The sequence below is a fragment of the Streptomyces sp. NPDC025651 genome (assembly GCF_055558735.1).
The window spans coordinates 22,697-49,477 of the sequence record NZ_JBVHLZ010000013.1; the positions used below are offsets into that span (position 1 = coordinate 22,697).

26 protein-coding genes are annotated in these 26,781 nt (G+C 71.8%); 19 read left to right on the forward strand and 7 right to left on the reverse strand.

Features of this window, described 5'->3' with window-relative positions; translation table 11 throughout:
- The first annotated feature begins 69 nt into the window (after window positions 1–69).
- Window positions 70–1,110: a 3-isopropylmalate dehydrogenase gene (locus ACZ4D5_RS35790; RefSeq protein ID WP_467776666.1), complete on the forward strand. Its 1,041-nt coding sequence runs from the start codon at window positions 70–72 to the stop codon at window positions 1,108–1,110.
- Window positions 1,111–1,378: 268 nt separating this feature from the next.
- On the forward strand, window positions 1,379–2,470 hold the full coding sequence (locus tag ACZ4D5_RS35795) for a branched-chain amino acid aminotransferase (RefSeq protein ID WP_467776667.1): 1,092 nt from the start codon (window positions 1,379–1,381) through the stop codon (window positions 2,468–2,470).
- Between the two features lie 82 nt (window positions 2,471–2,552).
- Here ACZ4D5_RS35795 and ACZ4D5_RS35800 read toward each other — a convergent pair whose 3' ends face one another.
- The gene (locus ACZ4D5_RS35800; protein ID WP_467776668.1) at window positions 2,553–3,179 is read right to left on the reverse strand and encodes a TetR/AcrR family transcriptional regulator; all 627 of its coding nucleotides are present in this window, start codon (window positions 3,177–3,179) and stop codon (window positions 2,553–2,555) included.
- Between the two features lie 129 nt (window positions 3,180–3,308).
- Here ACZ4D5_RS35800 and ACZ4D5_RS35805 point away from each other — a divergent pair, with 129 nt between their 5' ends.
- Window positions 3,309–4,238, forward strand: coding sequence for a zinc-binding dehydrogenase (locus ACZ4D5_RS35805; RefSeq protein ID WP_467776669.1), 930 nt, complete (start codon window positions 3,309–3,311; stop codon window positions 4,236–4,238).
- A gap of 7 nt (window positions 4,239–4,245) precedes the next feature.
- Here the strand turns inward: ACZ4D5_RS35805 and ACZ4D5_RS35810 are convergent, their stop codons facing one another.
- The gene (locus tag ACZ4D5_RS35810; RefSeq protein ID WP_467776670.1) at window positions 4,246–4,458 is read right to left on the reverse strand and encodes a hypothetical protein; all 213 of its coding nucleotides are present in this window, start codon (window positions 4,456–4,458) and stop codon (window positions 4,246–4,248) included.
- A gap of 89 nt (window positions 4,459–4,547) precedes the next feature.
- Window positions 4,548–5,825, reverse strand: coding sequence for an FAD-dependent monooxygenase (locus ACZ4D5_RS35815; protein ID WP_467776671.1), 1,278 nt, complete (start codon window positions 5,823–5,825; stop codon window positions 4,548–4,550).
- A 79-nt stretch (window positions 5,826–5,904) separates the two neighbouring features.
- On the opposite strand from ACZ4D5_RS35815, the gene ACZ4D5_RS35820 reads away from it, so the two are divergent.
- The 8 genes from ACZ4D5_RS35820 (at window position 5,905) to ACZ4D5_RS35855 (ending at window position 15,430) form a co-directional block, all read left to right on the forward strand.
- Window positions 5,905–6,498 (forward strand): TetR/AcrR family transcriptional regulator C-terminal domain-containing protein, encoded by a 594-nt coding sequence (locus ACZ4D5_RS35820; protein WP_467776819.1) that lies wholly within the window; start codon window positions 5,905–5,907, stop codon window positions 6,496–6,498.
- A 233-nt stretch (window positions 6,499–6,731) separates the two neighbouring features.
- Window positions 6,732–7,760, forward strand: coding sequence for an agmatine deiminase family protein (locus ACZ4D5_RS35825; protein ID WP_467776672.1), 1,029 nt, complete (start codon window positions 6,732–6,734; stop codon window positions 7,758–7,760).
- 13 nt (window positions 7,761–7,773) lie between these two features.
- Complete coding sequence (locus ACZ4D5_RS35830; protein WP_467776673.1) at window positions 7,774–8,382, forward strand: TetR/AcrR family transcriptional regulator; 609 nt, start codon at window positions 7,774–7,776, stop codon at window positions 8,380–8,382.
- A gap of 142 nt (window positions 8,383–8,524) precedes the next feature.
- Window positions 8,525–9,562: a TolB family protein gene (locus tag ACZ4D5_RS35835; protein WP_467776820.1), complete on the forward strand. Its 1,038-nt coding sequence runs from the start codon at window positions 8,525–8,527 to the stop codon at window positions 9,560–9,562.
- Window positions 9,563–9,603: 41 nt separating this feature from the next.
- Window positions 9,604–10,623, forward strand: coding sequence for a TolB family protein (locus tag ACZ4D5_RS35840; RefSeq protein WP_467776674.1), 1,020 nt, complete (start codon window positions 9,604–9,606; stop codon window positions 10,621–10,623).
- A 130-nt stretch (window positions 10,624–10,753) separates the two neighbouring features.
- Window positions 10,754–12,022, forward strand: a complete 1,269-nt coding sequence (locus ACZ4D5_RS35845) for a hypothetical protein (RefSeq protein ID WP_467776675.1) — start codon at window positions 10,754–10,756, stop codon at window positions 12,020–12,022.
- Between the two features lie 327 nt (window positions 12,023–12,349).
- Window positions 12,350–13,954, forward strand: coding sequence for a citramalate synthase (gene cimA / locus ACZ4D5_RS35850; RefSeq protein ID WP_467776676.1), 1,605 nt, complete (start codon window positions 12,350–12,352; stop codon window positions 13,952–13,954).
- 84 nt (window positions 13,955–14,038) lie between these two features.
- Window positions 14,039–15,430: a hypothetical protein gene (locus tag ACZ4D5_RS35855; RefSeq protein ID WP_467776677.1), complete on the forward strand. Its 1,392-nt coding sequence runs from the start codon at window positions 14,039–14,041 to the stop codon at window positions 15,428–15,430.
- On the opposite strand, the gene ACZ4D5_RS35860 is transcribed toward ACZ4D5_RS35855, so the two are convergent.
- Genes ACZ4D5_RS35860 through ACZ4D5_RS35870 form a run of 3 tightly spaced genes read right to left on the reverse strand, consistent with a single transcriptional unit; the run spans window position 15,427 to window position 17,417 of the window.
- A complete protein-coding gene (locus ACZ4D5_RS35860; RefSeq protein WP_467776678.1) occupies window positions 15,427–16,176 on the reverse strand; it encodes a hypothetical protein in 750 nt (249 codons plus the stop codon). The genes ACZ4D5_RS35855 and ACZ4D5_RS35860 overlap by 4 nt on opposite strands.
- A gap of 19 nt (window positions 16,177–16,195) precedes the next feature.
- Window positions 16,196–16,765: a hypothetical protein gene (locus tag ACZ4D5_RS35865; protein ID WP_467776679.1), complete on the reverse strand. Its 570-nt coding sequence runs from the start codon at window positions 16,763–16,765 to the stop codon at window positions 16,196–16,198.
- A 37-nt stretch (window positions 16,766–16,802) separates the two neighbouring features.
- The gene (locus ACZ4D5_RS35870) at window positions 16,803–17,417 is read right to left on the reverse strand and encodes a YceI family protein (RefSeq protein WP_467776680.1); all 615 of its coding nucleotides are present in this window, start codon (window positions 17,415–17,417) and stop codon (window positions 16,803–16,805) included.
- 46 nt (window positions 17,418–17,463) lie between these two features.
- Here ACZ4D5_RS35870 and ACZ4D5_RS35875 point away from each other — a divergent pair, with 46 nt between their 5' ends.
- The 8 genes from ACZ4D5_RS35875 to ACZ4D5_RS35910 all read left to right on the forward strand — a co-directional run bounded on the left by ACZ4D5_RS35875 (window position 17,464) and on the right by ACZ4D5_RS35910 (window position 25,829).
- A complete protein-coding gene (locus ACZ4D5_RS35875) occupies window positions 17,464–17,664 on the forward strand; it encodes a hypothetical protein (RefSeq protein WP_467776681.1) in 201 nt (66 codons plus the stop codon).
- 91 nt (window positions 17,665–17,755) lie between these two features.
- Window positions 17,756–18,301: an Arc family DNA-binding protein gene (locus tag ACZ4D5_RS35880; RefSeq protein ID WP_467776682.1), complete on the forward strand. Its 546-nt coding sequence runs from the start codon at window positions 17,756–17,758 to the stop codon at window positions 18,299–18,301.
- A gap of 65 nt (window positions 18,302–18,366) precedes the next feature.
- Window positions 18,367–19,206: a DUF4097 family beta strand repeat-containing protein gene (locus tag ACZ4D5_RS35885; protein ID WP_467776683.1), complete on the forward strand. Its 840-nt coding sequence runs from the start codon at window positions 18,367–18,369 to the stop codon at window positions 19,204–19,206.
- A gap of 204 nt (window positions 19,207–19,410) precedes the next feature.
- On the forward strand, window positions 19,411–20,376 hold the full coding sequence (locus tag ACZ4D5_RS35890; RefSeq protein ID WP_467776684.1) for an ATP-binding cassette domain-containing protein: 966 nt from the start codon (window positions 19,411–19,413) through the stop codon (window positions 20,374–20,376).
- Window positions 20,373–21,221 (forward strand): ABC transporter permease, encoded by an 849-nt coding sequence (locus ACZ4D5_RS35895; protein ID WP_467776685.1) that lies wholly within the window; start codon window positions 20,373–20,375, stop codon window positions 21,219–21,221. Before ACZ4D5_RS35890 ends, ACZ4D5_RS35895 begins: the two co-directional genes overlap by 4 nt.
- A 188-nt stretch (window positions 21,222–21,409) precedes the next feature.
- Window positions 21,410–23,773, forward strand: a complete 2,364-nt coding sequence (locus ACZ4D5_RS35900) for a polysaccharide lyase 8 family protein (RefSeq protein ID WP_467776686.1) — start codon at window positions 21,410–21,412, stop codon at window positions 23,771–23,773.
- 218 nt (window positions 23,774–23,991) lie between these two features.
- Entirely contained in the window at window positions 23,992–25,584 is a 1,593-nt protein-coding gene (locus tag ACZ4D5_RS35905) for an acyl-CoA carboxylase subunit beta (RefSeq protein ID WP_467776687.1), read from the forward strand.
- 50 nt (window positions 25,585–25,634) lie between these two features.
- Entirely contained in the window at window positions 25,635–25,829 is a 195-nt protein-coding gene (locus tag ACZ4D5_RS35910; protein ID WP_467776688.1) for an acyl-CoA carboxylase subunit epsilon, read from the forward strand.
- Window positions 25,830–25,891: 62 nt separating this feature from the next.
- Here ACZ4D5_RS35910 and ACZ4D5_RS35915 read toward each other — a convergent pair whose 3' ends face one another.
- Window positions 25,892–26,779, reverse strand: a complete 888-nt coding sequence (locus ACZ4D5_RS35915; protein ID WP_467776689.1) for a LysR family transcriptional regulator — start codon at window positions 26,777–26,779, stop codon at window positions 25,892–25,894.
- Between the last annotated feature and the right edge of the window lie 2 nt (window positions 26,780–26,781).

Sequence of the window (26,781 nt, forward strand, 5' to 3'; positions counted from 1 at the left end):
GGGCGACCAGGGGTGTCCGTATGCCGGACACCGAGTGTCATCCCGTGGGACGAAGAGTAGGGTGCGGACATGTCTCGCAGCATCAATCTCGCAGTCATCCCCGGCGACGGCATCGGCCAGGAGGTCGTGGCCCAGGGGCTCAAGGTCCTAGGCGCCGTGCTCCCGCAGGACGTGAAGCTGGAGACGACCGAGTTCGACTTCGGCGCCAAGCGGTACCACGCCACCGGTGAGACCCTCACCGACACCGACGCCGAGGCCCTCAAGCAGCACGACGCGATCCTCCTCGGCGCGATCGGCGACCCCTCGGTCCCGTCCGGCGTCCTGGAGCGCGGCTTCCTGCTGAAGCTCCGCTTCCTCTTCGACCACCACGTCAACCTGCGGCCCTCGAAGCTGCTCCCGGGCGTCGCGACCCCCCTCAAGGGCCAGCCCGAGATCGACTTCATCGTCGTACGCGAAGGAACCGAGGGCCCCTACACGGGCAACGGCGGCTCGATCCGCACCGGCACCCCGCACGAGGTGGCCACCGAGGTCTCGGTGAACACGGCCTTCGGCGTGGAGCGCGTGGTCCGCGACGCGTTCGCCCGCGCCCAGGCCCGCCCGCGCAAGAAGCTGACGCTGGTCCACAAGAACAACGTCCTCGCGTACGCGGGCCACCTCTGGACGAACGTCTTCAACGCGGTGGCCAAGGAGTTCCCCGAGGTCACCACCGACTACATCCACGTCGACGCCGCGACGATCTACCTCGTCACCGACCCCGGCCGCTTCGACGTGATCGTCACCGACAACCTCTTCGGCGACATCATCACCGACCTCGCCGCGGCCGTCTCCGGCGGCATCGGCGTCGCGGCCTCCGGCAACATCAACCCGAGCCGCGAGTTCCCGTCCATGTTCGAGCCGGTGCACGGCTCGGCGCCGGACATCGCCGGCCAGGGCAAGGCCGACCCGTCGGCCACCGTCCTGTCCGTCGCCCTCCTGCTGCGCCACCTCGGGTTCGAGGCCGAGGCCGCCCGCATCGAGGAGGCCGTCTCCGCCGACCTCTCCGAGCGCGGGGAGAGCGTGCGCAGCACCGAGCAGATCGGCGACGCGCTCGCCGCACGAGTAGCGGGCTGACCCGCTCGCTCGTCGTCACGGACACAAGCCGCCGGGTCCCGCAAGGCACCCGGCGGCTTCTCGTATGCCGTCCCTGGGTGCCACCATCGACTCCCGGGCCGCATTCATGCCGTTTCTTCCTCGGGACCCCAGGAGCGATAATCGAACGTGGGGCCGTGAAAGACAGGGAAGCTCGGACGTCCTGGTACCGGATTCAGTGCCGGACCGGTGCCGGACGCACGGGCGTGAGCGCGGTCCGTCACCATCACACGTGAAGGACGAAGTACTCATGACGACGACGCCGACCATCGAGCTCAAGCCCTCCTCGACGCCGCTGGCCACCGCCGAGCGCGAGGCGATCCTGGCCAACCCCGGGTTCGGCCGCCACTTCACCGACCACATGGTGACGATCAAGTGGACGGAAGGCCGCGGCTGGCACGACGGTCAGCTCGTGCCGTACGGCCCGCTCGCCCTCGACCCGGCGACGAACGTCCTGCACTACGCCCAGGAGATCTTCGAGGGACTCAAGGCCTACCGCCAGCCCGACGGCACGGTGGCCACCTTCCGCCCCGACGCCAACGCCCGCCGCTTCCAGGCCTCCGCGCGGCGCCTCGCCATGCCGGAGCTGCCCGTCGAGACGTTCATCGAGGCGTGCGACCTGCTGGTCAAGCAGGACAAGGACTGGGTTCCGGCGCACGGCGGCGAGGAGTCCCTGTACCTGCGCCCGTTCATGATCGCGACCGAGGTCGGCCTGGGCGTGAAGCCCGCCAACGAGTACCTCTTCGTCGTCATCGCCTCGCCCGCCGGCGCGTACTTCCCCGGTGGCGTGAAGCCCGTCTCGATCTGGCTCTCCGAGGACCGCGTGCGCGCCGTGCCCGGCGGCATGGGCGACGCCAAGACCGGCGGCAACTACGCCGCGTCGCTGCTCGCGCAGGCCGAGGCCGCGGCGAAGGGCTGCGACCAGGTCGCCTACCTCGACGCGGTCGAGCACAAGTGGGTCGAGGAGCTCGGCGGCATGAACCTGTACTTCGTGTACGGGAACAAGATCGTCACCCCGACCCTGACCGGCTCGATCCTGGAGGGCGTCACCCGCGACTCGCTCCTGGCCGTCGCGCGTGACCTCGGGTACGAGTCCGAGGAGGGCCGCGTCTCCATCGAGCAGTGGCAGCGCGACTCCGAGAACGGCACCCTGACCGAGGTCTTCGCCTGTGGCACCGCCGCGGTCATCACGCCGGTCGGCACGGTCAAGTGCAAGGCCGGTGAGTGGCAGCAGAGCGGTGGCGAGCCGGGCGAGGTCACGATGAGGCTGCGGGACGCGCTGCTGGACATCCAGCGGGGCACGGCGAAGGACCGGCACGGCTGGATGCACGACCTCGGCTGAGGCCGGGGGGCCGCTGCGGGCGGCGTTCGGCCGCGGGTGCGTCGTGGCTGGTCGCGCGGTTCCCCGCGCCCCTCAAGGCCCTTCAGCGGGCCGGGAGCGCAAGGCTTCCCGGCACCGCGGCACAGGCACTCCGAAACCCACTCGCGAGGTTCTCGCGCGTGGGTTTCGGCGTCTTCGCCCAGCTCTCCAGCGCCCGGTGGAACGCCGCCACCAGGAGGTCGATCGCGAGCCGGGGCCGTAGATCATCCGGCCCCGGCAGGGAGAAGCGGGCTCGCGCGACATCCACCGCCGCCCGGCTGGTCCGCTCGCAGAAGGCGAGCCCGTGCGCGTCCATGGACGGGGTGAGCGCGGTCAGTCTGCGGCTGAGCAGGACGCGGTCCGTCCACCCCTGTGCGGGCATCTGGTCCAGCGCCGCCAGCAACACGTCCCGCAGGACCTCGAACAACGGCTGCCCGGGGGCCGGTTCGGCTTCCTCCAGCTCCGCCAGGAACGCCGCCCACAGGTCCTGCGTCGGCGCCATCGCCACGTCTTCCTTGCTGCTGAACGTACGGAAGAACGTCCGCTTGGAGACATCCACCGCATCGCACAGCGCGTCGAGCGTGACGCCGTCGAAGCCGCGCTCCGTGAACAGGTTCAGGGCGGTGTCGACGAGCGCCTGCCGTGTCCGCAGCTTCTTGCGCTCCCGCAGGGGCAGCTGGTCGATGTCCATGGAGGAAGTGTAGCCGGGGAGCGAATGCCCCTTGATGGCTTCTGCCACTCAGTGGCACTATGGCGGCGGCCGGGCCTCGCCCAGGTGTCCCCGGCTCTTCTTCGGCGTACGCAGAAAGGCACAACTCCCATGCGCGCACTGCTCATCGACCCCTCGGCCCGCGGCGGCCTCCGCCTCGGCGAGGCCCCGGCCCCCGAGCCCGCCCCGCACCAGGCCCTGGTCCGCGTGCGGGCGACCTCCCTGAACTACGGCGAGGTGAAGTGGGGCATCGAGGGCTCGCCCGCGGGGGCCGTGCTCGGCTGGGACGCCGCCGGAGTGGTCGAGAGGGCCGCCGCCGACGGCTCGGGCCCGGCGGTCGGAACGCCGGTGGTGACCCTGGGGGAAGCCGGCGGCTGGGCCGAACTCCGCGCGGTGGACACGGAGTTGATCGGCACCGTGCCGGAAGGTGCCGACCTGGGGGCGATCAGCACGGCCCCGGTCGCCGGGGCGAGCGCGCTGCGGGCCCTGCGCCGGATCGGTCCGCTCATGGGCAGGCGGATCCTCGTCACGGGAGCCACCGGCGGCGTCGGGCGGTACGCGCTGCAGCTCGCGCGGCTCGGCGGGGCGCAGGTCGTCGCGGTGACGCGGGACCCCGTGGCGCAGGGGGACGAGCTCCGGCGCCTCGGCGCGCACGAGGTGGTCGCCTCGCCCGGTGCCGCGAGCGCCCCGGTGGACGGCGTGGTCGATGTGGTGGGAGGGCGTCAACTGGTGGAGGCCTTCGGCCGGTTGGCGTCCGACGGCACCCTGGTCTCCGTCGGCCACACCGGCGGCGACGACGAGCACTTCCCGTACGGCGCGCTCTTCGGTGACGGCGGCCGCCACAACCGCACCATCGCCACGTTCTACCTGCTGGACTGCCCTGGCCTGGGCCCGGACCTGACGTGGCTGGCCGCCAGGATCGCGGCCGGCGAACTCGACGCGGGCCAGGCGTGGCGGGGCGCCTGGGAGAAGGCGCCGGAGGCGGTCGACGCACTGCTCGACCGCCGCCTGCACGGCAAGGCGATCCTGGACATCGCCTGAGGGTTCCTTACCCCTCGGCCCCGCCCTGCTTCTCGTCGCCGCCCTCGGCCCCGTCCTCGTCCTTCGTCTCGCCCCTCGTCTCGTCCTTCGCCTCGTCCTTCTTCTCGCCCCCGCCGACGGACTCCCCGCCCGGCGAGTGGCTGAAGACGTCGACCAGGCCGAGGACCGCCGATCCTGCGCCCTTCGCCGCGCGTACGCCGAGTTCGATCAGCTCTTCCATGCGTCGTGCTCCCCGTGTTCGTGTTCGTTTCCGCTGGTCAGTGCGGTGCTCTCAGGCTACGAGGTCCGCGGCCCGCGCCGTACGCGGGGTCATCGCGGGGCCTTCACCCGTGCCTGGGCGGACGGGCGGATCGCGTCGGTGTACGCCGGGAGCCGCCAGTTGCCGCCGCGGTCCTCCTTGGAGAAGCGCGCGACCAGCTCGGGGACGCGGAGGAAGCAGGCCAGGGCGGTGGCCGTCTGGAAGGCGCTGATCGCGTGCTGGTTCCTGGGCATGCCCACGCGCAGCAGGCGGGGGTTGACCTCGGCCTGGATCTCGTCGACGAAGGGCCGCAGGACACGGTCGTAGTCGGCCAGGGCGGTGGGCAGGTCCTCGCTGTGCCGGTTGATCTCACCGGCCAGGACGTAGGCGCCGACCAGGCCGCCGGAGACGCCCATGCCGCTGTAGGGGGAGGCGCAGTGCGCGGCGTCACCTGCCAGGACCACGCGCCCCTTGGACCAGGTGTCGGTGCGCACCTGGGCGATCTCCTGGGAGTGGAAGAACGGGCTCGTCCTCATGCCCGCGATGAAGCGCTCGGTCTGCCAGCCCGCGTCGCAGAAGCGGTCGGCCCAGAACTTCTGCTGCTGCTCGACGGGCGCACGGTGGATCGCGGAGGCTTCCGCCGACTCCTCGCGCATCACGAAGTACACCTGGGTCTCGGTCGCGTTGTGGCTGCGCCGCATGATCTGACGGCCGCCCGGGACCATGTAGGTGTCGCGGATGTTGCTGTCGGAGGCGATGCGCGGGACGAACCAGTAGGCCATGTGGATGCCGACGCGCCAGTACGGGGCGAGCCCCTCGGGCAGGAGCGCCCGCCGGATGCGTGAGCCCTGGCCGTCCGCGCCGATCAGCAGGTCGTACGCGCCGGAGGTGCCGTCGGAGAAGTGGGGGGTGACGTGCCGCTCGTCCTGGTCGAAGCCGTCGACGCTCTTGCCGAAGACGTACTCGGCGTCGTCCTTGGTCGCGTCGTGGAGGATGCGCACGAGGTCGCCGCGCATGATCTCGTACTCGGAGGTGAGGGTCTGGCGGCCCTTGCCGGAGGTGTTCGCCCTGATCGTCGCCTTCGGCTTCCCGCGGGAGTCGACGAACGCGACGCCCGCCTCGTCCACCAGCCGACCGCGCACGGTGTCCAGCAGCCCCATGCGTGCCACTGCCTCGATGCCCTGCCCGCGCAGGTCGACCTGGGCGCCGGAGGCGCGCAGTGCCGGGGAGCGCTCGACGACCGTCACCCGGTGACCGCCGCGGGTGAGCCAGAAGGCCAGCGCCTGTCCGGCGACGCCGCCACCCGCGACGAGAACCCGCAGAGCACGCTTGGTGATCTTGTCCGCCATGACGCCCACCTCGGAATCTATCGGTGATCGATTCTCTTTCAGGGTCATCTATCACCGATAGAATGTCAACGTGACCAAGATGAACCGCGAGACCGTCGTCACCGAGGCGCTGGACCTGCTCGACGAAGTGGGTCTGGAGGGCGTCAGCACCAGGCAGCTGGCCAAGCGGCTCGGCGTGGAACAGCCGTCGCTCTACTACCACTTTCGAACCAAGAAGGACCTCCTGGCGGCCATGGCGGGGGCCGCCATGGCCCCCCACGCCACCGCAGCGCTCCCGTCGCCCGGGGACGACTGGCGCGCGTGGTTCCTGGAGAACGCGCGCAGCTTCCGTCGCACGCTGCTGATGCGCCGTGACGGCGCCCGGCTGCACGCAGGCAGCACCCCGGCCGGTGACCTCGACCGGATCCGCCACAAGATGAACTTCCTGATCACCTCCGGCGTGCCCGAGCGCGCCGCGCAGACGGCGATGCTGGCCGCCGGTCGGTACACGGTCGGCTGCGTCCTGGAGGAGCAGGCGGAACCGGATCCACCCGGCGGCGAGGACCTTCCGGACGGCGTCCCCGCCCTCGACCCTGAAGCGGCGTTCGAGGCGGGCCTCGCGCTCCTGCTCGGCGGCCTCGAACAGCACATCGCGCCGAGCGCCGCGACGGGCGGCCGGGAACCGGGGCGCTGACACCGGGCGGCCCCATGGGCGGCGCGTGGACGAGGGAGAGCGGCAGCCGGCCGAAGGCGATCACCCGGAGCGCCCCTGGCGCTCGCCGGTCCCGATGATCGCCCTATGTTTGAGCATCACTCGATGTGGTGTGCGTGGTGTGTCGCGTACATCCACGTCAATGCTTCCCGCACGCGGATTCCGTCGTTAGAGTGACACTCTAAAGTCCTTCTCCCCTCCTGAAGGTGTACGCCATGACCGCTGCCGCCGACGGCTTCCGCATGCCCCCCGAGTGGGCCCCGCACGAGCGCACCTGGATGGCCTGGCCCGGCCCCAACCCCACCTTCACCACCGAGCGGGAGCTCGCCGACGCGCGCGAGGCCTGGGCGGGCGTGGCCCGCGCCGTGCGCCGCTTCGAGCCCGTCACGATGGTCGTCGGCACCGGCCAGAGCGAGTCGGCCCGCGCGCTGCTCGGACCCGACGTGGAACTCGTCGAGCGCGCACTCGACGACGCGTGGATGCGGGACATCGGCCCCACCTTCGTCCGCGACGGCGACAGGCTCGCCGCCGTGGACTGGACGTTCAACGGCTGGGGCGCCCAGGAGTGGGCCAGGTGGGAGCACGACGCGAAGATCGGCCGGCACGTCGCGGACCTCGCGGGCGTCCCCGTGCACCCCTCGCCGCTCGTCAACGAGGGCGGCGGCATCCACGTGGACGGCGAGGGCACCGTACTGCTCACCGAGACCGTCCAGCTCGACCCGCACCGCAACCCCGGCCTGACCCGCGAGCGCGTGGAGGAGGAGATCCACGCCCGCATCGGCACCGAGAAGGCCATCTGGCTGCCGCGCGGACTCACCGGTGATTACGGGCCGTTCGGCACCCGCGGCCACGTCGACATCGTCGCCGCCTTCGCCGCGCCCGGCGTGGTCCTCGTCCACTCCCAGCAGGACCCCGCCCACCCCGACTTCGAGGTCAGCAAGGAGATCGTCGCGACCCTGCGCGGACAGACGGACGCGCGCGGCCGCGCCCTGCGGATCGTCGAGGTGCCCGCCCCGACCGTCCTGAAGGACGAGGAGGGCTGGGTCGACTACTCGTACATCAACCACTACCTCTGCAACGGCGGTGTCGTCCTGTGCGCCTTCGACGACCCGAACGACGAGGTCGCGGCGGACATCTTCCGAGGCCTCTTCCCGGACCGGACGGTCACGCCCGTCGACGCCCGTACGATCTTTGCCGGGGGCGGTGGCATCCACTGCATCACCCAGCAGCAGCCCAAGGTGTGATCGAGGAGCAGACATGGCCGGACAGGTCCGCGCGCGGAAGAACGCCCCACCGCGTGAGGACGTCCTGGCGGCGGCCATGGAGATGATCGCCGGGCGCGGCCTGGAGAAGCTCACCATGGCCGCGCTCGGCCGCGAGGTCGGCATGAGCTCCGGCCACCTCCTCTACTACTTCCGCACCAAGGACGAGCTGCTCCTGCGCACCCTGGAGTGGAGCGAGGGCCGCCTCGGCGCCGAGCGCGGCCGCCTCCTCGCCCGCTCGGGCACGGCACGCGAACGCCTCGACGCGTTCGTCGAGCTGTACGTCCCCGACCGCGTGGGCGACCCCCACTGGACGCTCTGGCTGGAGGTCTGGAACCGCTCCCTGAACGCCGACGAGGAGGGCCGCGACCGGCAGGCCGCGATCGAGGGCGCCTGGCACCGCGACCTGGTGGCGCTGCTCGCCGAGGGCGTCTCGCGCGGCGAGTTCGGTGCGCTCGACCCCGACCGCTTCGCCGCCCGGCTCAGGGCCCTGCTCGACGGGTTCTCCATCCATGTGGCGATCGGCCTGCGGGGCACGGGGCGCGACCAAGTCCTCGCCCACGTACGGGAGTTCCTGGACGGAGCGCTCGCGTCGGGTGCGTGAGGACGCCCGGCGGCCTGTCTAGGTTGTACGCAGTACAGCGGATTGCCCGACGCCTTGTGGTGCGCTTGTATCCCCGTGGGCCCTGACGTCGGGCCGGGGGAGAGACAGGTCTTTGGGGGAAGCCATGTCCACTGCCAGGCGTGTGTCCTTGAGTGCCGCCTCACTGGTCGCGGTACTCGGCACCACGGTCCTGCCGGCCGCCTCGGCGCATGCGGCGCCGCCCGCGCCGAAGGTCGAGCGCGTGAGCGTGGCGCCCGACGGGACCGAGGCCGACGGCGCATCGGGCGGCGCGACCCTGTCCGGGGACGGCCGCCATGTGGCCTTTCGCAGTGACGCCAAGAACCTGACGGAAGGTCACCATGGGCCGTACGACTACGGATTCGTGCGCGACCTGACGACCGGCGAGGTCACCCGGCTCAAGAACTCCATGGGTGCCCCCGTCATCAGCGACGACGGGCGGTACGCCGCGCACACCGGCTGGGGCGTGCACGGCATCAACGTCTTCCTCACCGACCTGAGCACGGGGAGGATCGAGCAGATCGACGGCAAGGGCTTCAAGGACAGCGCGTCCTCGCCCGCCATCAGCGCCGACGGCCGCCACGTCGCCTACGACCTGCAGCCGCGCCACCCCGGCGACCCCGCGCGGGTCGAGGTCTACGACCGCGAGAGCGGCACCCGCGAGGTCATCAGCGACGGACCGCCCGACTCGGCCCGCGACATGGTGGACCCGTCCATCAGCGCCGACGGCCGCCACGTCGCCTACGAGGACAAGGGCACCCGGCAGGTCTGGCTCCGCGACCGTGTCACGGGCACCCTCACCCGCGTCGACGACGGCACGCCGTCCACCCTGGCGCAGGTCGACGGCCGCACGGTCGCGATGAACTCCGCGGACGGCGCCTACGTACGCGACCTGCGCACCGGAAAAATCCAGCGCTTCCCCGGCAGGAACGCCCTGGCCGTCAGCCGCGACGGGCGCCAACTGCTCTACGGGGACGCCGAGTCGGCCCTCGTGCTCCGGAGCCTCCGCGGCGGCCGCGAGGTGACCGTCGGCCACGGCGCGGCCACCGCCGGCGCGATCGCCGCCAAGGGGAAGGGCGTCGTCTACAGCTCGGCCGACACGGACGTGGTGCCGGGCGACACGAACGGCTTCCGCGACGTGTTCATGTGGACGCCGCGATGAGGGCGCGGGCCGCGACGGCCGTGCTGGGGACGGTGGTTGTCGTGTCCCTCGCCGGGGCGAGCGCGCAGGCGGGGCCGCACGCGCCGCGCACCGAGCGGGTCAGCACCACGAGCGCGGGCGCGCAGCTGGACGGCTACTCCCACCAGGGCGTCCTGAGCGACGACGGCCGGTATCTCGCCTTCTTCACGAAGGCGGCCGAGTTCGGCTGCCGCCAGAACACCTCCACCTGCCTCCAGTTGAAGGACCGCGGGACCGGCGAGGTGACCGCGGTGCCCGGCGCGGGCGGATTCTCCTGGGCGCCGCCGGTCATCAGCGGCGACGGCCGCCACGTCGGCCACACCTCCGGCACCAAGGTCCCCGTCCCGTACGTGTACGACCGCGCGACCGGCATCACGCACGAGGTCCTGCCGGAGTCCGACCCCGAGGCCTGGACCGGTGAGCTGTGGTCGCTCACCCGCGACGGCGGCCATGTCGCCTACGGCGCGGGCAGCCGTCACCGGCCCACCCAGCGCCTGTACGTGCGCGACCTGGCCACCGGCGCCGACGACCTGATCTCCGGCGAGGCGGACGGCGACAAGGAGTTCGCCTCCCTGAGCGCCGACGGTACCCGCGTCGCATACCAGGTCCGCACGGCGGGCGACGACCGCGCCGACGTCCTCGTCAGGAACCGCGCCACCGGAGATGTCGTCCATGTCGACAAGGGCCTGGGCAGGGGCAGCCTCGTCCGGCTCGGCGACGACGGACGGCACGTCGTCTTCGCCGCCGACGGCGGCACCTACGTACGCGACCTGCACACCGGCAGGACCCGCCACGTCGCGGACACGCCGGCGACCTCCGCGAGCCGCGACGGGCGGTACGCGGTCCTCACCGCGGCCGAAGGGGACACCCTGACGCTGCTCGACCTGCGCACGGGCCGCCGCACGCCCGTGGGCCCCGGCGAGGCCGTGCCGGGCGCCGTCACCGCCAAGGGCCGAGAGGTGGCGTTCACCTCCGGGGCCACGGACCTGGTGCCCGACGACACGAACGGCGACACCGACGTCTTCGTACGCCACACACGCTGAGTACGCCACACACGCTGATTCGTACGCCACACGCCGAACCACACGGTGGGAGCGCTCCCGGCACACGCGGAGCGCTCCCGGGACAACCACGCACAGCCCCACCACGAACAGAAAGCACGGGGGACCCACCATGTACTGCACCCACCGCAAGCGACTCGCCCTGGCCCTCGCGGCAGGCGTCGTCGCGACCACCGTCACCGCCCTGCCCGTCGCCGTCGCCGCGGCGGCCGAGGGCAGGGCGCCCCGCACCGAGGGCGTCAGCGTCACCGCCGAGGGCAAGGCGGGCAACGACCGCTCGTCGGACGGATCCGTCAGCCGCGACGGGCGGTACGCGGCGTTCGGCTCCGCGGCGAGCGACCTGGTGGCCGGGGACACGAACGGGCGGCGCGACATCTTCGTACGCGACCTGCGCGCCGGCACGACCGAGCGGATCGCCCTTCAGGGGCGCGAGTTGAGCAGCCCGTCGCTGAGCGCCGACGGGCGGTACGTCGCCTTCGTCGCGGCGACCGTCGAGGGCCATCCGACCGTGCGCGACGTCCACCTCTACGACAGGAGGACCAGGACCTTCGAGCGCCTCGACGTCGAGCTGCCCGACGGCTTCCCCGGCGACAGCGCGGGCAGCGTCTCGCTGAGCGCCGACGCGCGGTACGCCGTCTTCAGCACGGACGGCCCGCAGTTCGACGGCACGGCGGTCTTCCTGCGCGACCGGAAGACCGGCACCACCGAGCGGATCAGCCACCCGTACACGGGCGGCGACGGCGAGCGCGACGCCCACGCGCCGACCGTCAGCGACGACGGCCGCCACGTCGTCTACGCCACCTCCTTCGTGAACGGCCCGCGCGGCGACGACTGGAGCGACCTGTGGCTGCGCGACCGCACGACGGGCAAGCTCTCCCAGGTCGACCGCTCCCACGACGGCGCCAGGACCGAGAAGGAGTCCCTGTCCTCGTCCATCAGCGGCGACGGCCGCACGGTCGTCTTCGAGTCCCGCGACACGCACCTGGTGCCCGACGACAACGACGCCGCCTGGAACGTCTTCGTCCACGACGTCGCGTCCGGCAGGAACCAGCGCATCCACGGCACCCAGGGCGGCCCCGGCGAGGCCTACACCCGCTCGCCCGCGATCAGCGCCGACGGCCGCTACCTCACGTACATGACGGAGCTCGCCGAGCCCGGCAGCGAGTACGGCAAGGAGTGGCCTACCTACCTCAGGGACCTGAAGAAGGGCACCACCACGCTCGTGTCCCCGGACACCGCGGGCGGCGCCGCGACGGCGAACGTCCTGCCCGGCGGCATCGCGCGCAACGGCGCCCGCGTCGTCTTCGAGTCGTCGGACGAGACCCTGCTTCCGGGTGACACCAACGACGGGTACGACATCTTCGTACGCCACCTGCGCTGACGCCCACCACGATGCGGGCGGCGCGTCCACGCGCCGCCCGCATCGTGAGACGGGGCAGCGCGCCGTGTGCGGGCTGTGGCAGGCTGCGTCCGTGCTCTCGTTCGCCATGATTATTGGCAGCAGGCGCGCCGGTCCGCAGTGACCGTCTCGTACCACCAAGTACGGGCGGACACCGTCGTCCTCGACCCGCGCGCAGACCTCTCGCACCCGCGAGGGGTTTTTTCGTTTCCCGGCCCAACCACAGCCGGACGCGGAGCGCGCGGGATCATTGGGGCGGTGGAGCCGGTCCTTCCGGTAGACCGAGATCCGACACAGGAGCCAGACAGCATGACGGAAACCAGCGCACCCGACGATTCCTTCCATGTCTTCGACACGACGCTGCGCGACGGCGCGCAGCGCGAAGGCATCAACCTCACCGTCGCGGACAAGCTGACCATCGCCCGCCATCTGGACGACTTCGGCGTGGGCTTCATCGAGGGCGGCTGGCCCGGCGCCAACCCGCGCGACACCGAGTTCTTCGCGCGGGCCCAGCAGGAGATCACCTTCCGGCACGCCCAGCTCGTCGCCTTCGGCGCCACCCGCCGCGCGGGCGCCAAGGCCGCCGACGACCCGCAGGTCAACGCCCTCCTGGCGAGCGGCGCCCCGGTCGTCACGCTCGTCGCCAAGTCCCACGACCGGCATGTCGAACTCGCCCTGCGCACCACCCTCGACGAGAACGTGGAGATGGTCCGCGACACCGTCTCCTACCTCGTCTCGCAGGGCCGCAGGGTCTTCGTCGACTGCGAGCACTTCTTCGACGGCTACCGCGCCAACCCCGAGTACGCCAAGTCCGTCGTGCGGGCCGCCGCCGAGGCGGGCGCCGACGTCGTCGTCCTGTGCGACACCAACGGCGGCATGCTGCCCGCGCAGGTCCAGGCCGTCGTGGCCACCGTCGCAGCCGACACCGGCGCGCGGCTCGGCATCCACGCCCAGGACGACACCGGCTGCGCCGTCGCCAACACCCTCGCCGCCGTCGACGCGGGCGCCACCCACGTGCAGTGCACCGCCAACGGCTACGGCGAGCGGGTCGGCAACGCCAACCTCTTCCCCGTCGTCGCCGCCCTGGAGCTCAAGTACGGCAAGCGGGTCCTCCCCGAGGGCTCGCTGCGCGAGATGACCCGCGTCTCGCACGCCATCGCCGAGGTCGTGAACCTGACCCCCTCGACCCACCAGCCGTACGTGGGCGTCTCCGCCTTCGCGCACAAGGCGGGCCTGCACGCCTCCGCGATCAAGGTCGACCCGGACCTGTACCAGCACATCGACCCCGATCTGGTGGGCAACCGGCTCCGCATGCTCGTCTCCGACATGGCGGGCCGCGCCTCCATCGAGCTCAAGGGCAAGGAGCTCGGCATCGACCTCGGCGACGACCGGGAGCTGGTCGGCCGCGTGGTGGAGCGCGTCAAGGAGCGCGAGCTCAAGGGGTACACGTACGAGGCCGCCGACGCCTCCTTCGAGCTGCTGCTCCGCGAGGAGGCCGAGGGCAGGGCGCGCAGGTACTTCCGCGTCGAGTCCTGGCGGGCCATCGTCGAGGACCGGCCCGACGGCACGCACGCCAACGAGGCCACGGTGAAGCTGTGGGCCAAGGGCGAGCGCATCGTCGCCACCGCCGAGGGCAACGGCCCGGTCAACGCCCTCGACCGGGCGCTGAGGGTCGGCCTGGAGCGGATCTACCCGCAGCTCGCCGCGTTGGAGCTGGTGGACTACAAGGTCCGCATCCTGGAGGGCAAGCACGGCACGTCGTCGACCACGCGCGTCCTGATCTCCACCTCCGACGGCGTCGGCGAGTGGTCGACCGTCGGCGTCGCGGACAACGTCATCGCCGCGTCGTGGGGCGCCCTGGAGGACGCCTACACGTACGGGCTGCTGCGGGCCGGGGTCGAGCCGGTCGAGTAGGCGCGCGGCCGGACCTGCGGACAGGTCCCTTCGATACCCCTCCCCGGGCCCCCGTCGGCAGCCGTGCTGGGTTACGTTCGAAGTATGAGGAATCGGACGAAGCGGATCACCGTCGGACTGTCCGGGCTGCTGCTCGCCCTGGGTGTCGTGTCCGTCACGACCGCGCCGGGGGTGATGGCCGCGTCCGGCGCACCGGCCGCACTCGGTGCGCTGGACGCGTCCAGCACGACGGTGGTCGCCGAGGCCTGGAAGAAGGGTCCGGTGTACGTGGATCCCGCGGCCTCCGGCCAGCTGTCCGACTCCCAGGCCGACGACCTCGCCCGGAAGATCGAGAAGGCGGGCAAGCCGGTGTTCGTGGCCGTGCTGCCGGACAGCTTCCCGCAGCAGGACCTCTTCCGGAAGCTGCGCACCGAGACCGGCGTGACCGGTGTCTACGCCGTGCGGCTCGGCGGCGGCTTCGACGCCAGGGCCGACAAGTCGGTCCTGACCGGCAACGCCGTCGACAACCTCGTCTCGCTCGTCCAGGGCGAGGGCGCCGCCGCCCAGCTCAACCACTTCGTCGACCAGGCCCTCGTCCAGGCCACCGGCAAGGCCCCCGCCTCCTGGGGCGGCGACGGCTCGGGCGACGGCGTGCCTGTGGGCGCGCTCGTCGGGGTCGGCGTGGTGCTCGTGGCCGGTGCGGGCGGGGCGTACGCCGTGGTGCGCAGGAAGAAGCGGCGGCACGAGGAGGAGCGGCGCGAGGCGCTGCGCAAGCTGTCCGTCGTCGTCGACGAGGACATCACCGCGTTCGGCGAGGAGCTGGAGCGGCTGGACTTCCATCCCGCGGAGGCGGGGGCGGACGACGCGATGCGTGCGGACTACGAGCGGGCGCTCGACGCGTACGAGAAGGCGAAGTCGTACATGGCGGCCGCGGAGCGTCCCGAGGACGTGCGGGGCGTCACCCAGGCCCTGGAGGACGGACGCTTCTCCCTGGCCCTGCTCGCCGCGCGGCGTGAGGGGCGGGAGCTGCCGGAGCGGCGGGCTCCCTGCTTCTTCGACCCCCGGCACGGGCCGTCGGTGGAGGACGTCCCGTGGGCGCCGGCGGGTGGCGAGGAGCGGTCGGTTCCGGTGTGCGCGGCGGATGCGGCGCGCCTCGCGGACGGCCAGGACCCGATGACGCGGACGGTCGCCACGGAGTCGGGCGAGCGCCGCCCCTACTGGGAGGCCGGACCGGCGTACGGCCCGTGGGCCGGCGGGTACTTCGGCGGGGGAGTGCTGCCCGCGCTGCTGGTCGGCACGGTGCTGGGCGGCATGATGTCGAGCCCCGCGTACGCGGCGGACTACGGGTCGGGGTACGGCGACTTCGGCGGCGGATACGGGGGCGGCGACTACTCGGGCGCGGACTTCGACCCGGGTGACTTCGGAGGTGGCGGCGGCGACTTCGGTGGCGGCGACTTCGGGGGTGGCGGGGACTTCGGCGGCGGGGGAGGCTTCTAGGCCGGGGGCTGGGGGCGCAACAGCAGCACGTCGTCCCCCCAGGAGTCGATGACCTCCCCGTGCCCCGCCTCGCGCGCCGCGCTCTCCACCTGGGCGAACAGCTCGCGCTGCGTGGACACGTCGCCGTCCGCCAGGATGCGGCGGATCGCGGGAAGCAGCCGGGGAGGCGACCACTGCGGGGCGCCCAGGGGAGACTTGGCCAGCTCCCACTCCAGGTACTTGTTGTACGGCCGCACCCTGCCGTGCAGGGCGAACAGCGCCGCCAGGAACCACGCCACACTCTCCGCGGCGTCCAGATGCGCGGCACCGACCCGCCCGTCGCGATGACTCTTCACCGAGCGGTAGAGCGAGTTGAGGTACGCGTCCAGGTTCTCGTCGGTGAGGCGGACTGCCTCCTCCGGGGTCAACTTCGCTTTGCGGGCGACCAGTTCGGTGACGTCGCCGTCCAGACGGTCGAGCACGACCTCGCAGTGCACGAAGGCGTACCTGTCCCATGCGTACGCGTCGCCCGGCAACCCGCGCGTACGGAACTCCGCGAGGGGCAGCACCACCACGTCCAGCGCCGGCGACCGCAGCCCCGCAAGGGCCGTCGGCTTCACGCCGTCCGCCGTGACGACGTACACGTCGTGGTCGGAGTGGTCCGTCGCCATGCCCTGCCTGGCCTGTGATCCGCTGAGGATCAGACCGACCACGGCGGGGTCCGCCTCCGCCCGTGCCACCAGCTCCGCGAAGTCGTCGAGCGCCATGTGGATCACGGTACTCGGCTCAGTTGCCCCGAGGGAAAGGGGAATGGGGTCGCGGGGCGGCTGCCGGAGCCGGGGTCGACCACTGGCCCGAATGTCCCGGCGGCAGCGCCAAGTCCCGCCGCACCGCCGCGTAGTACTCCTGCCGCGCGGCCCGCTGCCGCTGCAGCATTCCGCTCCACGCCTGCGGATCCCGGGTCTCGTCGCGCAGGAACTGTTCCATCTCGATCACCGTCACCACCCACACCCGCGCCTTGTCCACCACGTCCGGCGCCCCCAGCATGAGCAGTGCCTCCCCCGCGGGATCCCGCGCGTCGGCGGCCTCGGTGAGGTGGGGCTCCGCGTCGCGCGGCGAAAGGGGGTGCGGATGGGGGTCGTTGCCGAGGTGGGCGGCGATCCGGTAGGTCAGGGTGACGGTCTGCTTCAGGACCCGGGCGTACTCGGTGTAGACCGCGAGCCGCCGTTCCTCCCAACGCGCCGCCTGCTCCCGCCGGAACCGGATCCGGTCGCCCCGCATGATCGCCACGTACGAGCCGAGGGCACCGATGACCACGCCTATGAGTGCGGGCAGTTGCTGTATGAACTCGGGCACTGCGAAACGGTAGCGTGCGCCGTGTCGCCGTGGCCGGTCAGGCGGCGTTCTTGATGGCCGAGATGTCGAAGTTCAGCTTGATCTTGTCGGAGACGAGCACGCCGCCGGTCTCCAGCGCGGCGTTCCACGTCAGGCCCCACTCCGAGCGCAGGATCTCCGCCTTGCCCTCGAAGCCGACGCGCTCGTTGCCGAACGGGTCCTTGGCCGAGCCGTTGAACTCCAGGTCGATGGAGAGCGGCTTCGTGGTGCCGAGGATGGTCAGGTCGCCGGTGATGCGGTAGTCGTCGCCGCCCAGGGCCTCCGCCTTGGTGGAGCGGAAGGTCATCTCGGGGAACTCCTCGGTCTTGAAGAAGTCCGCGCTCTTCAGGTGTCCGTCGCGGTCGGCGTTGCCCGTGTCGATGCTCTCCATCGTGACGTCGATGGAGGCCGTCGAGCGGGACGGATCCGAGCCGTCCAGGTGCAGCGTGCCCGTGAAGTCGAGGAACGAGCCCTTGACGTTCGTGACCATGGCGTGCCGGGCGACGAAGCCGATCGTCGTGTGCGACGGGTCGATGGTGTAGTCGCCGGTCAGCGCGGCGAGCTCCGGGTTCACCGCGGCGGGGGCGGCGGCCGGGGCGGTGACGGTGTCGTTCTTGCGGCCGAAGAGACCCATGACGTGCTCCTTGGGGACGGGCTCCGTTGACGGGAGCTTCTGTTGAATGTTCAACGAGATTGAATGTAGCGCGATTCAGTTCAATGTTCAACCTCTGTCGGTGTGTGGTCCGGTCGTCACCATCAGTCTCCGTTTTGTCGGCCGTTCCTGCGCGGCGTGCGAGATCGATGCCATTTCGGCGCCGCGTGGCGTCATGTGGCACCATCGCGGTGCCAAAATTGCCCCGTATCAATTTCTACCCCTCTGACCTGCGAAAAGGCCTTGCGGTAGCCCCTCGGCGCCAACATTTGGCGCTCTTCACGCTTGCCCTGGCGCCACCGTGATGCCACTATGGCGTCATGAACCTCTCGCAGTACGTCGACCAGCTCCGGCAGGAGCTCGCGGTGGCCGCCGAAGCCGGTGGCGACGAGGCCCGCGCCCTTGCCGAGCGCCTCACCGCCCCGCTCGAGTCGGCCGCCCGGCTCACCCTGCTGAACGCGCTCTCCGCCGCCGCGGACGAGATCACCAGCGATCTCGCGCCGGGCTCGGTCGACCTGCGACTGCGGGGGCTCGACCCCGAGTTCGTGGTGACGCTGCCGCCCACGGCCGACGCGTTCGACGCCCAGGCGGAGTACGAGGCGCTCATGGCCGCACGGCCGGCCCCCGCGCCCCCGCAGCCCGCCGCCTCCGACGCGGCGGACGACGGCGCCACCGCCCGGATCAACCTCCGTCTGCCCGCCAACGTCAAGGCCCGCGTCGAAGAGGCGGCGAGCCGGGACGGCCTCTCGGTCAACGCCTGGCTCGTGCGCGCGGTCTCGGGCGCCCTGGAGCAGCCCGGCGGCCAGCCCGCCGCCCGCCGGGAGTTCGGGCGGCCGGGAAACGGCTTCACCGGTTGGGTGCGGTAGCCACCGCAACTCCCGGCCCCCACGCGGGACTTCACTTCACGCCGAGCCAGTAGGACGGGACAGCCATGCCTTCTTTCGACACTCCGAAGCCCATCACCGCCACGGTCGCCATCGACATCGGCACCCTCAGGGTGGTGGCCGGCGACCGCGCCGACACCGTCGTCGACGTGCGTCCCACGAGCGAGGCCAGGGACCTGGACGTCAAGGCGGCCGAGCGCACCCGCGTGGAGTTCGCCAACGGCAAGCTGCTGGTCAAGGGGCCCAAGGACCGTTCCCCTTTCAGCAAGCACCCGTCGATCGACGTGGAGATCGCGCTGCCCGCGGGCTCCGAGGTGCACGCCACCAGCGCCGCGGTGCACTTCACTGCCGAAGGCAGGCTCGGCGACTGCGAGTTCAAGACGTCCGCCGGTGACGTCCAGGTCGAGCGCGCCGCCTCGGTCAAGCTCACCACCGGCTTCGGCGAGGTGACCGTCGGCCGTGCGAACGGCGGGGCCGAGGTCCGCACCGGCACCGGCGAGATCCGCCTCGGCGAGGTCACGGGAGCCGTCGGGGTCAAGAACTCCAACGGCGCCACCCATCTCGGCGACATCGAGGGCGACATCACGGTGAAGGCGGCCAACGGCGCCGTCTCCGTCGACCGCGCCGCCGCCGACGTCGGCATCAAGACCGCCACCGGCACCATCCGCATCGGCGAGCTGGTGCGCGGCACCGCCGTCGTGGAGACGGCCGCGGGCAGCATCGACATCGGCATCCGCGAGGGCACGGCCACCTGGCTCGACGTCCACACGCGGCTCGGCTCCGTGAAGCAGGCGCTGGAGTCCTCGGACGTGCCGGGCGAGCCCACGGACACCCTCAAGGTGCGGGCCCGCACGGGCATGGGCGACATCGTGGTCCACCGGTCCTGACCCGGGGGCCGGGGCCCCCGGGTTCCCGGGCCGCCCTCGCCCCGCCCCCTCCGGGCCTTCGCCTCACCACTTCTCTGCCTCTCCTCCTCTCTTTCTCTCTTCACCCCACTCCCCTTCTCCCTGCTGCCACCCTGGCAGCCGCCCGGGCTCAGTTTCGAACTGGTGTCCGGTATTGAGGCTGCCCGCACCCGAAAAGGAACGGATATGGCAACGCCCCACCAGGCGCGCCCGGCGGCGATCACCGCCACCGGACTGCGCAAGTCCTTCGGCGAGAAGACCGTCCTCGACGGCATCGACCTGGACATCCCCCAGGGGACGGTCTTCTCCCTGCTCGGTCCCAACGGCGCGGGCAAGACCACCGCCGTGCAGATCCTGTCGACGCTCGTCAGGGCCGACGCGGGGGAGGTGCGGATCGCGGGCCACGACCTGAACCGCGAGCCCGAGAAGGTGCGCGCCGCGATCGGCGTGACCGGTCAGTTCTCCGCCGTCGACAACCTCCTGTCCGGCGAGGAGAACCTGCTCCTCATGGCCGACCTCTACGGCTTCGGCCGCCGCCAGGCCCGGCTGCTCACCGGCGACCTCCTGGACCGGTTCGACCTCGTCGAGGCGGCGAGGAAGCCCGCGGCGACGTACTCCGGCGGCATGCGGCGCCGGCTCGACATCGCGATGACCCTGGTCGGCAACCCGAGCATCATCTTCCTCGACGAGCCCACCACCGGCCTCGACCCGCGCAGCCGCCACGGCATGTGGGAGGTCGTGCGCGGCCTCGTGTCCGACGGCGTCACCGTCCTGCTCACCACGCAGTACCTGGAGGAGGCGGACCAACTCGCCGACCGCATCGCGGTGTTGAGCGGCGGCAAGCTCGTCGCCGAGGGCACCCCCGCCGAGCTCAAGCGCCTCGTCCCCGGCGGCCACGTCGTGCTGCGCTTCGGTGACGTGGCCGCTCTGGAGCGCGCCGCCCGCACCCTCGGCATCGGCAGCCGCGACGACGACTCCCTCACCCTGCAGGTCCCGAGCGACGGCAGCGTCAAGTCCGTCAAGGCCCTGCTCGACTGGGTCGAGGCCACGGAGTCCGAGGTCGAGGGCCTCACCATCGACACCCCCGACCTGGACGACGTCTTCTTCGCCGTCACCGGCCGCCCCGACCACGAGAAAGCGACGACCCGATGAGCACCTCCGCCCCCACCGCCACGCCCGCCGCGGCCTCCGCCGTCATCCGCTCGCACCAGCCCGTGCCGACCTCGGCGCTGAGCAACTCCCTGACCATGCTGCGCCGCAACCTCCGGCACGCGCGCCGCTACCCGGCCATGACGATCAGCCTGGTCAGCATGCCCATCGCCATGCTGCTGCTCTTCAACTACGTCTTCGGCGGCACGATGTCGGCCGGGATGGGCGCCCAGGACTCCGGCGACTACGTCAACTACCTCGTCCCCGGCATCCTGTTGATGGCCGTCGGCTCGGGCGTCCTGCCGACCACGGTCGGCGTCTGCACCGACATGACCGAGGGCATCGTGGCCCGCTTCAGGACCATGCCGATCAACGGCTCCTCGATCCTCACGGGCCGCGCTGTCGGCGCCGTCATCCAGACGCTGCTCACCCTCGTCCTCGTCGTCGGCGTCGCCTTCCTCGTGGGCTTCCGCTCCGGTGCCGAGCCCGTCGAGTGGGTCGCGGCGGCCGCGCTCCTGACCCTCATGAGCACCGCGCTCACCTGGCTCGCGGTCGCGCTCGGCCAGCTGGTCAGGGCCCCGGAGGCGGCCAGCAGCGTCGCCCTGCCCTTCTCCTTCCTGCTGCCCTTCCTCAGCAGCGTGTTCGTGCCGCTCGACTCGATGCCGGACTGGCTGCGCCACTTCGCCGAGTGGCAGCCCTACACCGCCTTTACCGAGACCCTGCGCGGGCTGCTCACCGGCGGTGAGATCGGCAAGTTCGGTCCGCTGGCCGTGGGTTGGGGCATCGCCATCGCCCTGCTCGGCTTCGTGTGGGCGCGCTCGCTCTTCAAGCGAGGCGTCACCCGCTGAACCTGCGGAGTCACAGGGGTACTCCGCAGGGGGCGCCGCGCGGCCGACGTCGCGCGGCGCCCCATTCTGCCGTCGCACGCCGCTCAGCCGTCTTCGCCGTCGTGTGCCGCTCCGTCGTCGCGCACTGCCCGCCGATGTCTGCTCAAGGTATAGACAGCGCTTTCTCTCCCTTGATACACCCCTGTCGCATGACGCCCACCCGTCGCACCTTCCTCGCCGCAACCGCTTTCGGAACTGCCGGAGCAGCAGGAGTCGCCGAAGCCGCCATGTCGACCTTCCCCGCCCAGGCGTACGCCGCACAGGGCGACGACGAGTTCGACACCCTCCGGCGGCGCTGGCTGGAGCTCTCCCTCGGCACCGGCTACGACCCCACCGCCGAGCCGTACGCGTCCCGCCTCAAGGAGACCGGCGACCTCGCCCGCGCCTTCCGCTCGACCATGGAGCCGACCGCCGGCCGGCTCTGGCCCACCGCCCCGTTCGACCCTCCGGCCGGCGTCACCACGAGCTACAGCAGGCTGTGGACGATGACCCAGGCGTACCTCTGCGAGGGCACGGGCTCGACGGGCGACGCGGGGCTCCTCGCCGACGTCCTGCGCGGCCTCGATCACGTCGAGGCCACCGTGTACAACGCCTCCACCACCCGCTACGGCAACTGGTGGGAGTGGCAGATAGGCAGCCCCCGCCTGCTCATGGACATCGTCGCGGCGCTCCACGACCACCTCGGCGCGGCCCGCCGCGACAAGGCCTTCGCCGCCGTCGACCACTTCGTCCCCGACTCCGCGCTCGGCGACTACAGCGGCACCTCGACCGGCGCCAACCGTGTCGACCTGTGCCGCTCCGTCGCCCTGCGCGGCGTACTCGGCAGGGCCCCGGCCAAGGTCGCCCTCGCCCGCGACGCCCTCTCGCCGGTCTTCCCGTACGTCACCAAGGGCGACGGACTCCACGAGGACGGCTCGTTCATCCAGCACGCCTCGGTCGCGTACTCGGGAACGTACGGCCAGGTCATGCTCGACGGACTCGGCCGGCTCTTCGCGCTGCTCGCCGGGTCCACCTGGGAGGTCACCGACCCCAGGAAGCAGATCGTCCTCGACAGCGTCGAGCGCGCGTACGCGCCCCTGATCCTGGACGGTCTGATGATGGACTGCGTCAACGGGCGTGCCATCAGCCGGGGTTACCTGGCGAGCGACGACCGCAAGGTCATGCGCAGCGACCACTTCCACGGGCAGGGCGTGATCGCCGCCGTGGCGCTGCTCGCGGGCGGCGCGAGCGCGGCCGAGCGGGAGCGCTGGTACGGCCGCGTCAAGGGGTGGATCGAGCGCGACACCGTCACGCCGATCCTCACCGCCCGGCAGTTCGGGGTCGCCGACCTGGCGCGGCTGCACGCGGTGGCGGACTCCGGCGTGAGGGCGGCGCCAGAACCGGTGGGGCACCGGCTGTTCCCCGCCATGGACCGCGCCGTGCACCGGCGCCCCGGATTCACGGCGGCCCTCTCGATGGCCTCGGACCGGATCTCGTACTACGAGTGCGGCAACGGCGAGAACCCGCGCGGCTGGCACACGGGTGCCGGAATGCTCTACTGGTGGGCCGCGGGGAAGCGCGCCGATCAGTACACCGACTGGTTCTGGCCGACCGTCGACCCCTACCGGCTGCCGGGGACGACCGTGTCCACCAAGCGGCTGCCCGACAAGGCGGGCGGCGAGTGGGGCGCGGCCAGGCCCGCGGCGACGTGGGTGGGCGGCGCGACGGACGGCGAGTTCGCGGCCGTCGGCCAGCACCTCAAGGGGCTCGGCTCCACGCTCGACGCCCGTAAGTCGTGGTTCTGCGCCGCCGACGCCGTGATCTGCCTCGGCGCCGGGATCACCGCGTCCGACGGCGTCCCCGTCGAGACGGTCGTCGACAACCGCAACCTGGGCGAGGCGGGTACCGCCGCCTTCGCCCTCGACGAGGCCCCGCGCCCCCGCTGGGCCCACCTCGAAGGGCACGGCGGCTGGGTCTTCCCCGGCGGCACGTCCGGCTTGCGGACCCTGCGCGAGGACCGCACCGGAGCCTGGTCCGACATCAACACCACGAGTTCCACGGAGCGGCGCACCCGGCGCTGGCAGACGCTGTGGCTCGACCACGGGACCGACCCCCGGGACGCCGCGTACGCCTATCTCCTCATGCCCGGGGCCTCGCGCCGCGCCCTGCGGGCCCGTGCGGCCGACCGCCGCTGGTTGTCGGTCCTCGCCAATTCAGCGGCGGTCCAGGCCGTGGCCGTCGACTCGCTCGGCCTGATCGCGGCCAACTTCTGGCGGGCGGGCGAGGCCGGACCGCTCACCGTCTCCGCACCCGCGAGCGTCCTGGTCCGGCGGCGGGGGAGAAGCGCTACGGTGCATGTGGGCGAACCCCCGCGCACGGGAGAACCTCTCGAATTCACCTGGAACCGACCGGTGTCCCGGATCGTGGCCAAGGATCCCTCGGTGGAGGTCGTCGGCACGGGCGGGTCGCTGCGGCTGCGGATCAGGCCGGGCACGGCCTGCGCGAGCCACCGGTGTGAGATGTCTCTCGGCTGACGTCGGGCCGTCGGCGGGCTGACGGACGGCCGACGAGGGGAGCCTCAGGAGGCGCATTTCTGCCACTTTTTTATGGAACCCCTACAACGGGAGCGGGTCTGAACCGTCACTTCTTCAGTACCCCTTCCCTCTTCTGTCCGGGGGTGCCAGGAAAACGGCCCGGAGACTGTACAGAGTCGACGGTCCGTTTCCCTGGGGACGCTCCGTAAGGTCGCTACATGACCGTTTTGGACGAGACCGCTTCGACTGGGGACGAGCCCACCGACTCGCGTGGGCGCGTGGCCGAGCTGCACGAGATCCGTGCGGAGGCGCTGCGCGGGCCCAGTGAGAAGGCGACCGAGGCGCAGCACGCCAAGGGCAAGCTGACCGCACGCGAGCGGATCGAGCTCCTTCTCGACCCCGGGTCGTTCCAAGAGGTCGAGCAGCTGCGCCGGCACCGGGCCACGGGCTTCGGCCTGGAGGCCAAGAAGCCGTACACCGACGGTGTCATCACCGGCTGGGGCACGGTCGAGGGCCGGACGGTCTTCGTCTACGCGCACGACTTCCGCATCTTCGGCGGCGCGCTCGGCGAGGCGCACGCCACGAAGATCCACAAGATCATGGACATGGCCATCGCGGCCGGTGCCCCGCTGGTCTCCCTGAACGACGGCGCGGGCGCCCGTATCCAGGAGGGCGTCTCGGCCCTCGCCGGGTACGGCGGCATCTTCCAGCGCAACACCAAGGCCTCCGGCGTCATCCCGCAGATCTCGGTGATGATGGGCCCGTGCGCCGGTGGCGCGGCCTACTCGCCGGCCCTGACGGACTTCGTGTTCATGGTCCGCGAGACCTCGCAGATGTTCATCACGGGACCCGACGTGGTCCGCGCGGTGACGGGCGAGGAGATCACGCAGAACGGCCTCGGCGGCGCCGACGTGCACGCCGAGACCTCGGGCGTGTGCCACTTCGCGTACGACGACGAAGAGACCTGCCTGGCCGAGGTCCGCTACCTGATCTCGATGCTCCCCTCCAACAACCGGGAGAACCCGCCGGCGCACGAGTCCGAGGACCCGGCCGAGCGCCGCTCGGACGTGCTCCTCGACCTGGTCCCCGCGGACGGCAACCGCCCGTACGACATGGCCAAGGTCATCGAGGAGCTCGTCGACGACGGCGACTACCTCGAGGTCCACGAGCGCTGGGCGCGGAACATCATCTGCGCGCTGGCCCGTCTCGACGGCAAGGTCGTCGGCATCGTCGCCAACCAGCCGCAGTCGCTCGCCGGTGTCCTGGACATCGAGGCCTCCGAGAAGGCCGCCCGCTTCGTGCAGATGTGCGACGCCTTCAACATCCCCATCGTCACCCTGCTGGACGTCCCCGGGTTCCTGCCCGGCGTCGACCAGGAGCACGGTGGGATCATCCGGCACGGCGCCAAGCTGCTGTACGCGTACTGCAACGCCACCGTGCCGCGGATCTCGCTGATCCTGCGCAAGGCCTACGGAGGTGCGTACATCGTGATGGACAGCCAGTCCATCGGTGCGGACCTGACCTACGCCTGGCCGACGAACGAGATCGCGGTGATGGGTGCCGAGGGCGCCGCCAACGTGATCTTCCGCCGGCAGATCGCGGCCGCCGAGGACCCCGAGGCGATGCGCGCGCGCATGGTCAAGGAGTACAAGGCCGAGCTGATGCACCCCTACTACGCCGCGGAGCGCGGTCTGGTCGACGACGTCATCGACCCGGCCGAGACGCGCGAGGTCCTCATCAACTCCCTCGCGATGCTCCGCAACAAGCACGCCGACCTGCCCTCGCGCAAGCACGGCAACCCCCCGCAGTAGCAGCCAGACCTGCGCCTGCGCCGCAGTAGCCCACAAGGAGAACGCTGCAGATGACTACGCCTGACATTCGCGTCGAAAAGGGCCACGCCGAGCCCGAGGAAGTCGCGGCCATCACCGCGATCCTGCTGGCCCGCGCCGCCGCGCGGCCCGCCGCCGCCCCGGCCCGCCGCGGCCGCGACAAGGCCGGCTGGCGCCGCCTGGAGCGCACCCCGGGCTTCCGGGCGCCGCACAGCTGGCAGGGCTGACGCCCACGGCTCGCTTCGCCGAGGCCCCGCTCCCCTCCGGGAGGGCGGGGCCTCGGCGCGTTTCAGGGCGTCGCGGGGGTGCCCGTGCGGGACAGCTCGGCCGCCGCCGACTCCGCCAGGGCGCGGACCGCGGGATGCCAGGGACGGGACCCGGGTCCGGTCAGGACCAGCCGCCGGGAGGTCCGCGGCTCCACCGGCAGCAGCACCAGATCGGGCGGGACCAGCGAGCGGGAGACCTCGGACAGGACGGTCACGCCGAGGCCCGCCTGCACCATGCTGATCAGGGTGGCCAGGTCCCGCACGCGGTGCGCGGGCGTGAAGGGCAGCCCCGCGAGGCGGTGGATCGCGCGGACGCGGGCCTCGCAGCCGTTCGGCGAGATCAGGAACTCGTCGTCCTCCAGATCGCGGATGTCGACGGCCTCCTCGCCCGCCAGCGGATGATCGCGGGGGAGCAGGGCGCGGTAGCCGTCCTCGGCGAGCTGGATGCCGGGGCCGGGCGGCGGGTCGACCAGGACGGCGGCGTCGGCCGTGCCCTTCTCCAGCCAGTCGGCGATCTCCGCGCTGTCGCCCTCGAAGACCCGCACGGTGACCCGCGGCCGGCTCTCGCCCCAGTGCCGCAGCAGGGCGGGAACGAGCCCCTGGCAGACCGTGGGGGTCGCGGCGAGGCGCACGGTGCCGCTCATGGTCCGCTCGGCGTCCGCCGCCAGCTCCCGCACCGACGTGACCGCCGCGAGCGCGGTGCGGGCGTGCGGCAGGACCCTTTCGCCGAGCGCGGTCGTCCGCACCGGCCCCGACCGGACGAGAAGCGGCGCGGCCAACTCCCGCTCCAGGGACGCCACGGCGTGCGACACCGCGGACTGGCTGAGGCCGAGCTCGGCGGCGGCCGCACTGAAGCCGCCCGCGTCGACGACGGCGAGAAAGGCCCTGAGCTGGGGGAAGTTCACGGTCATGA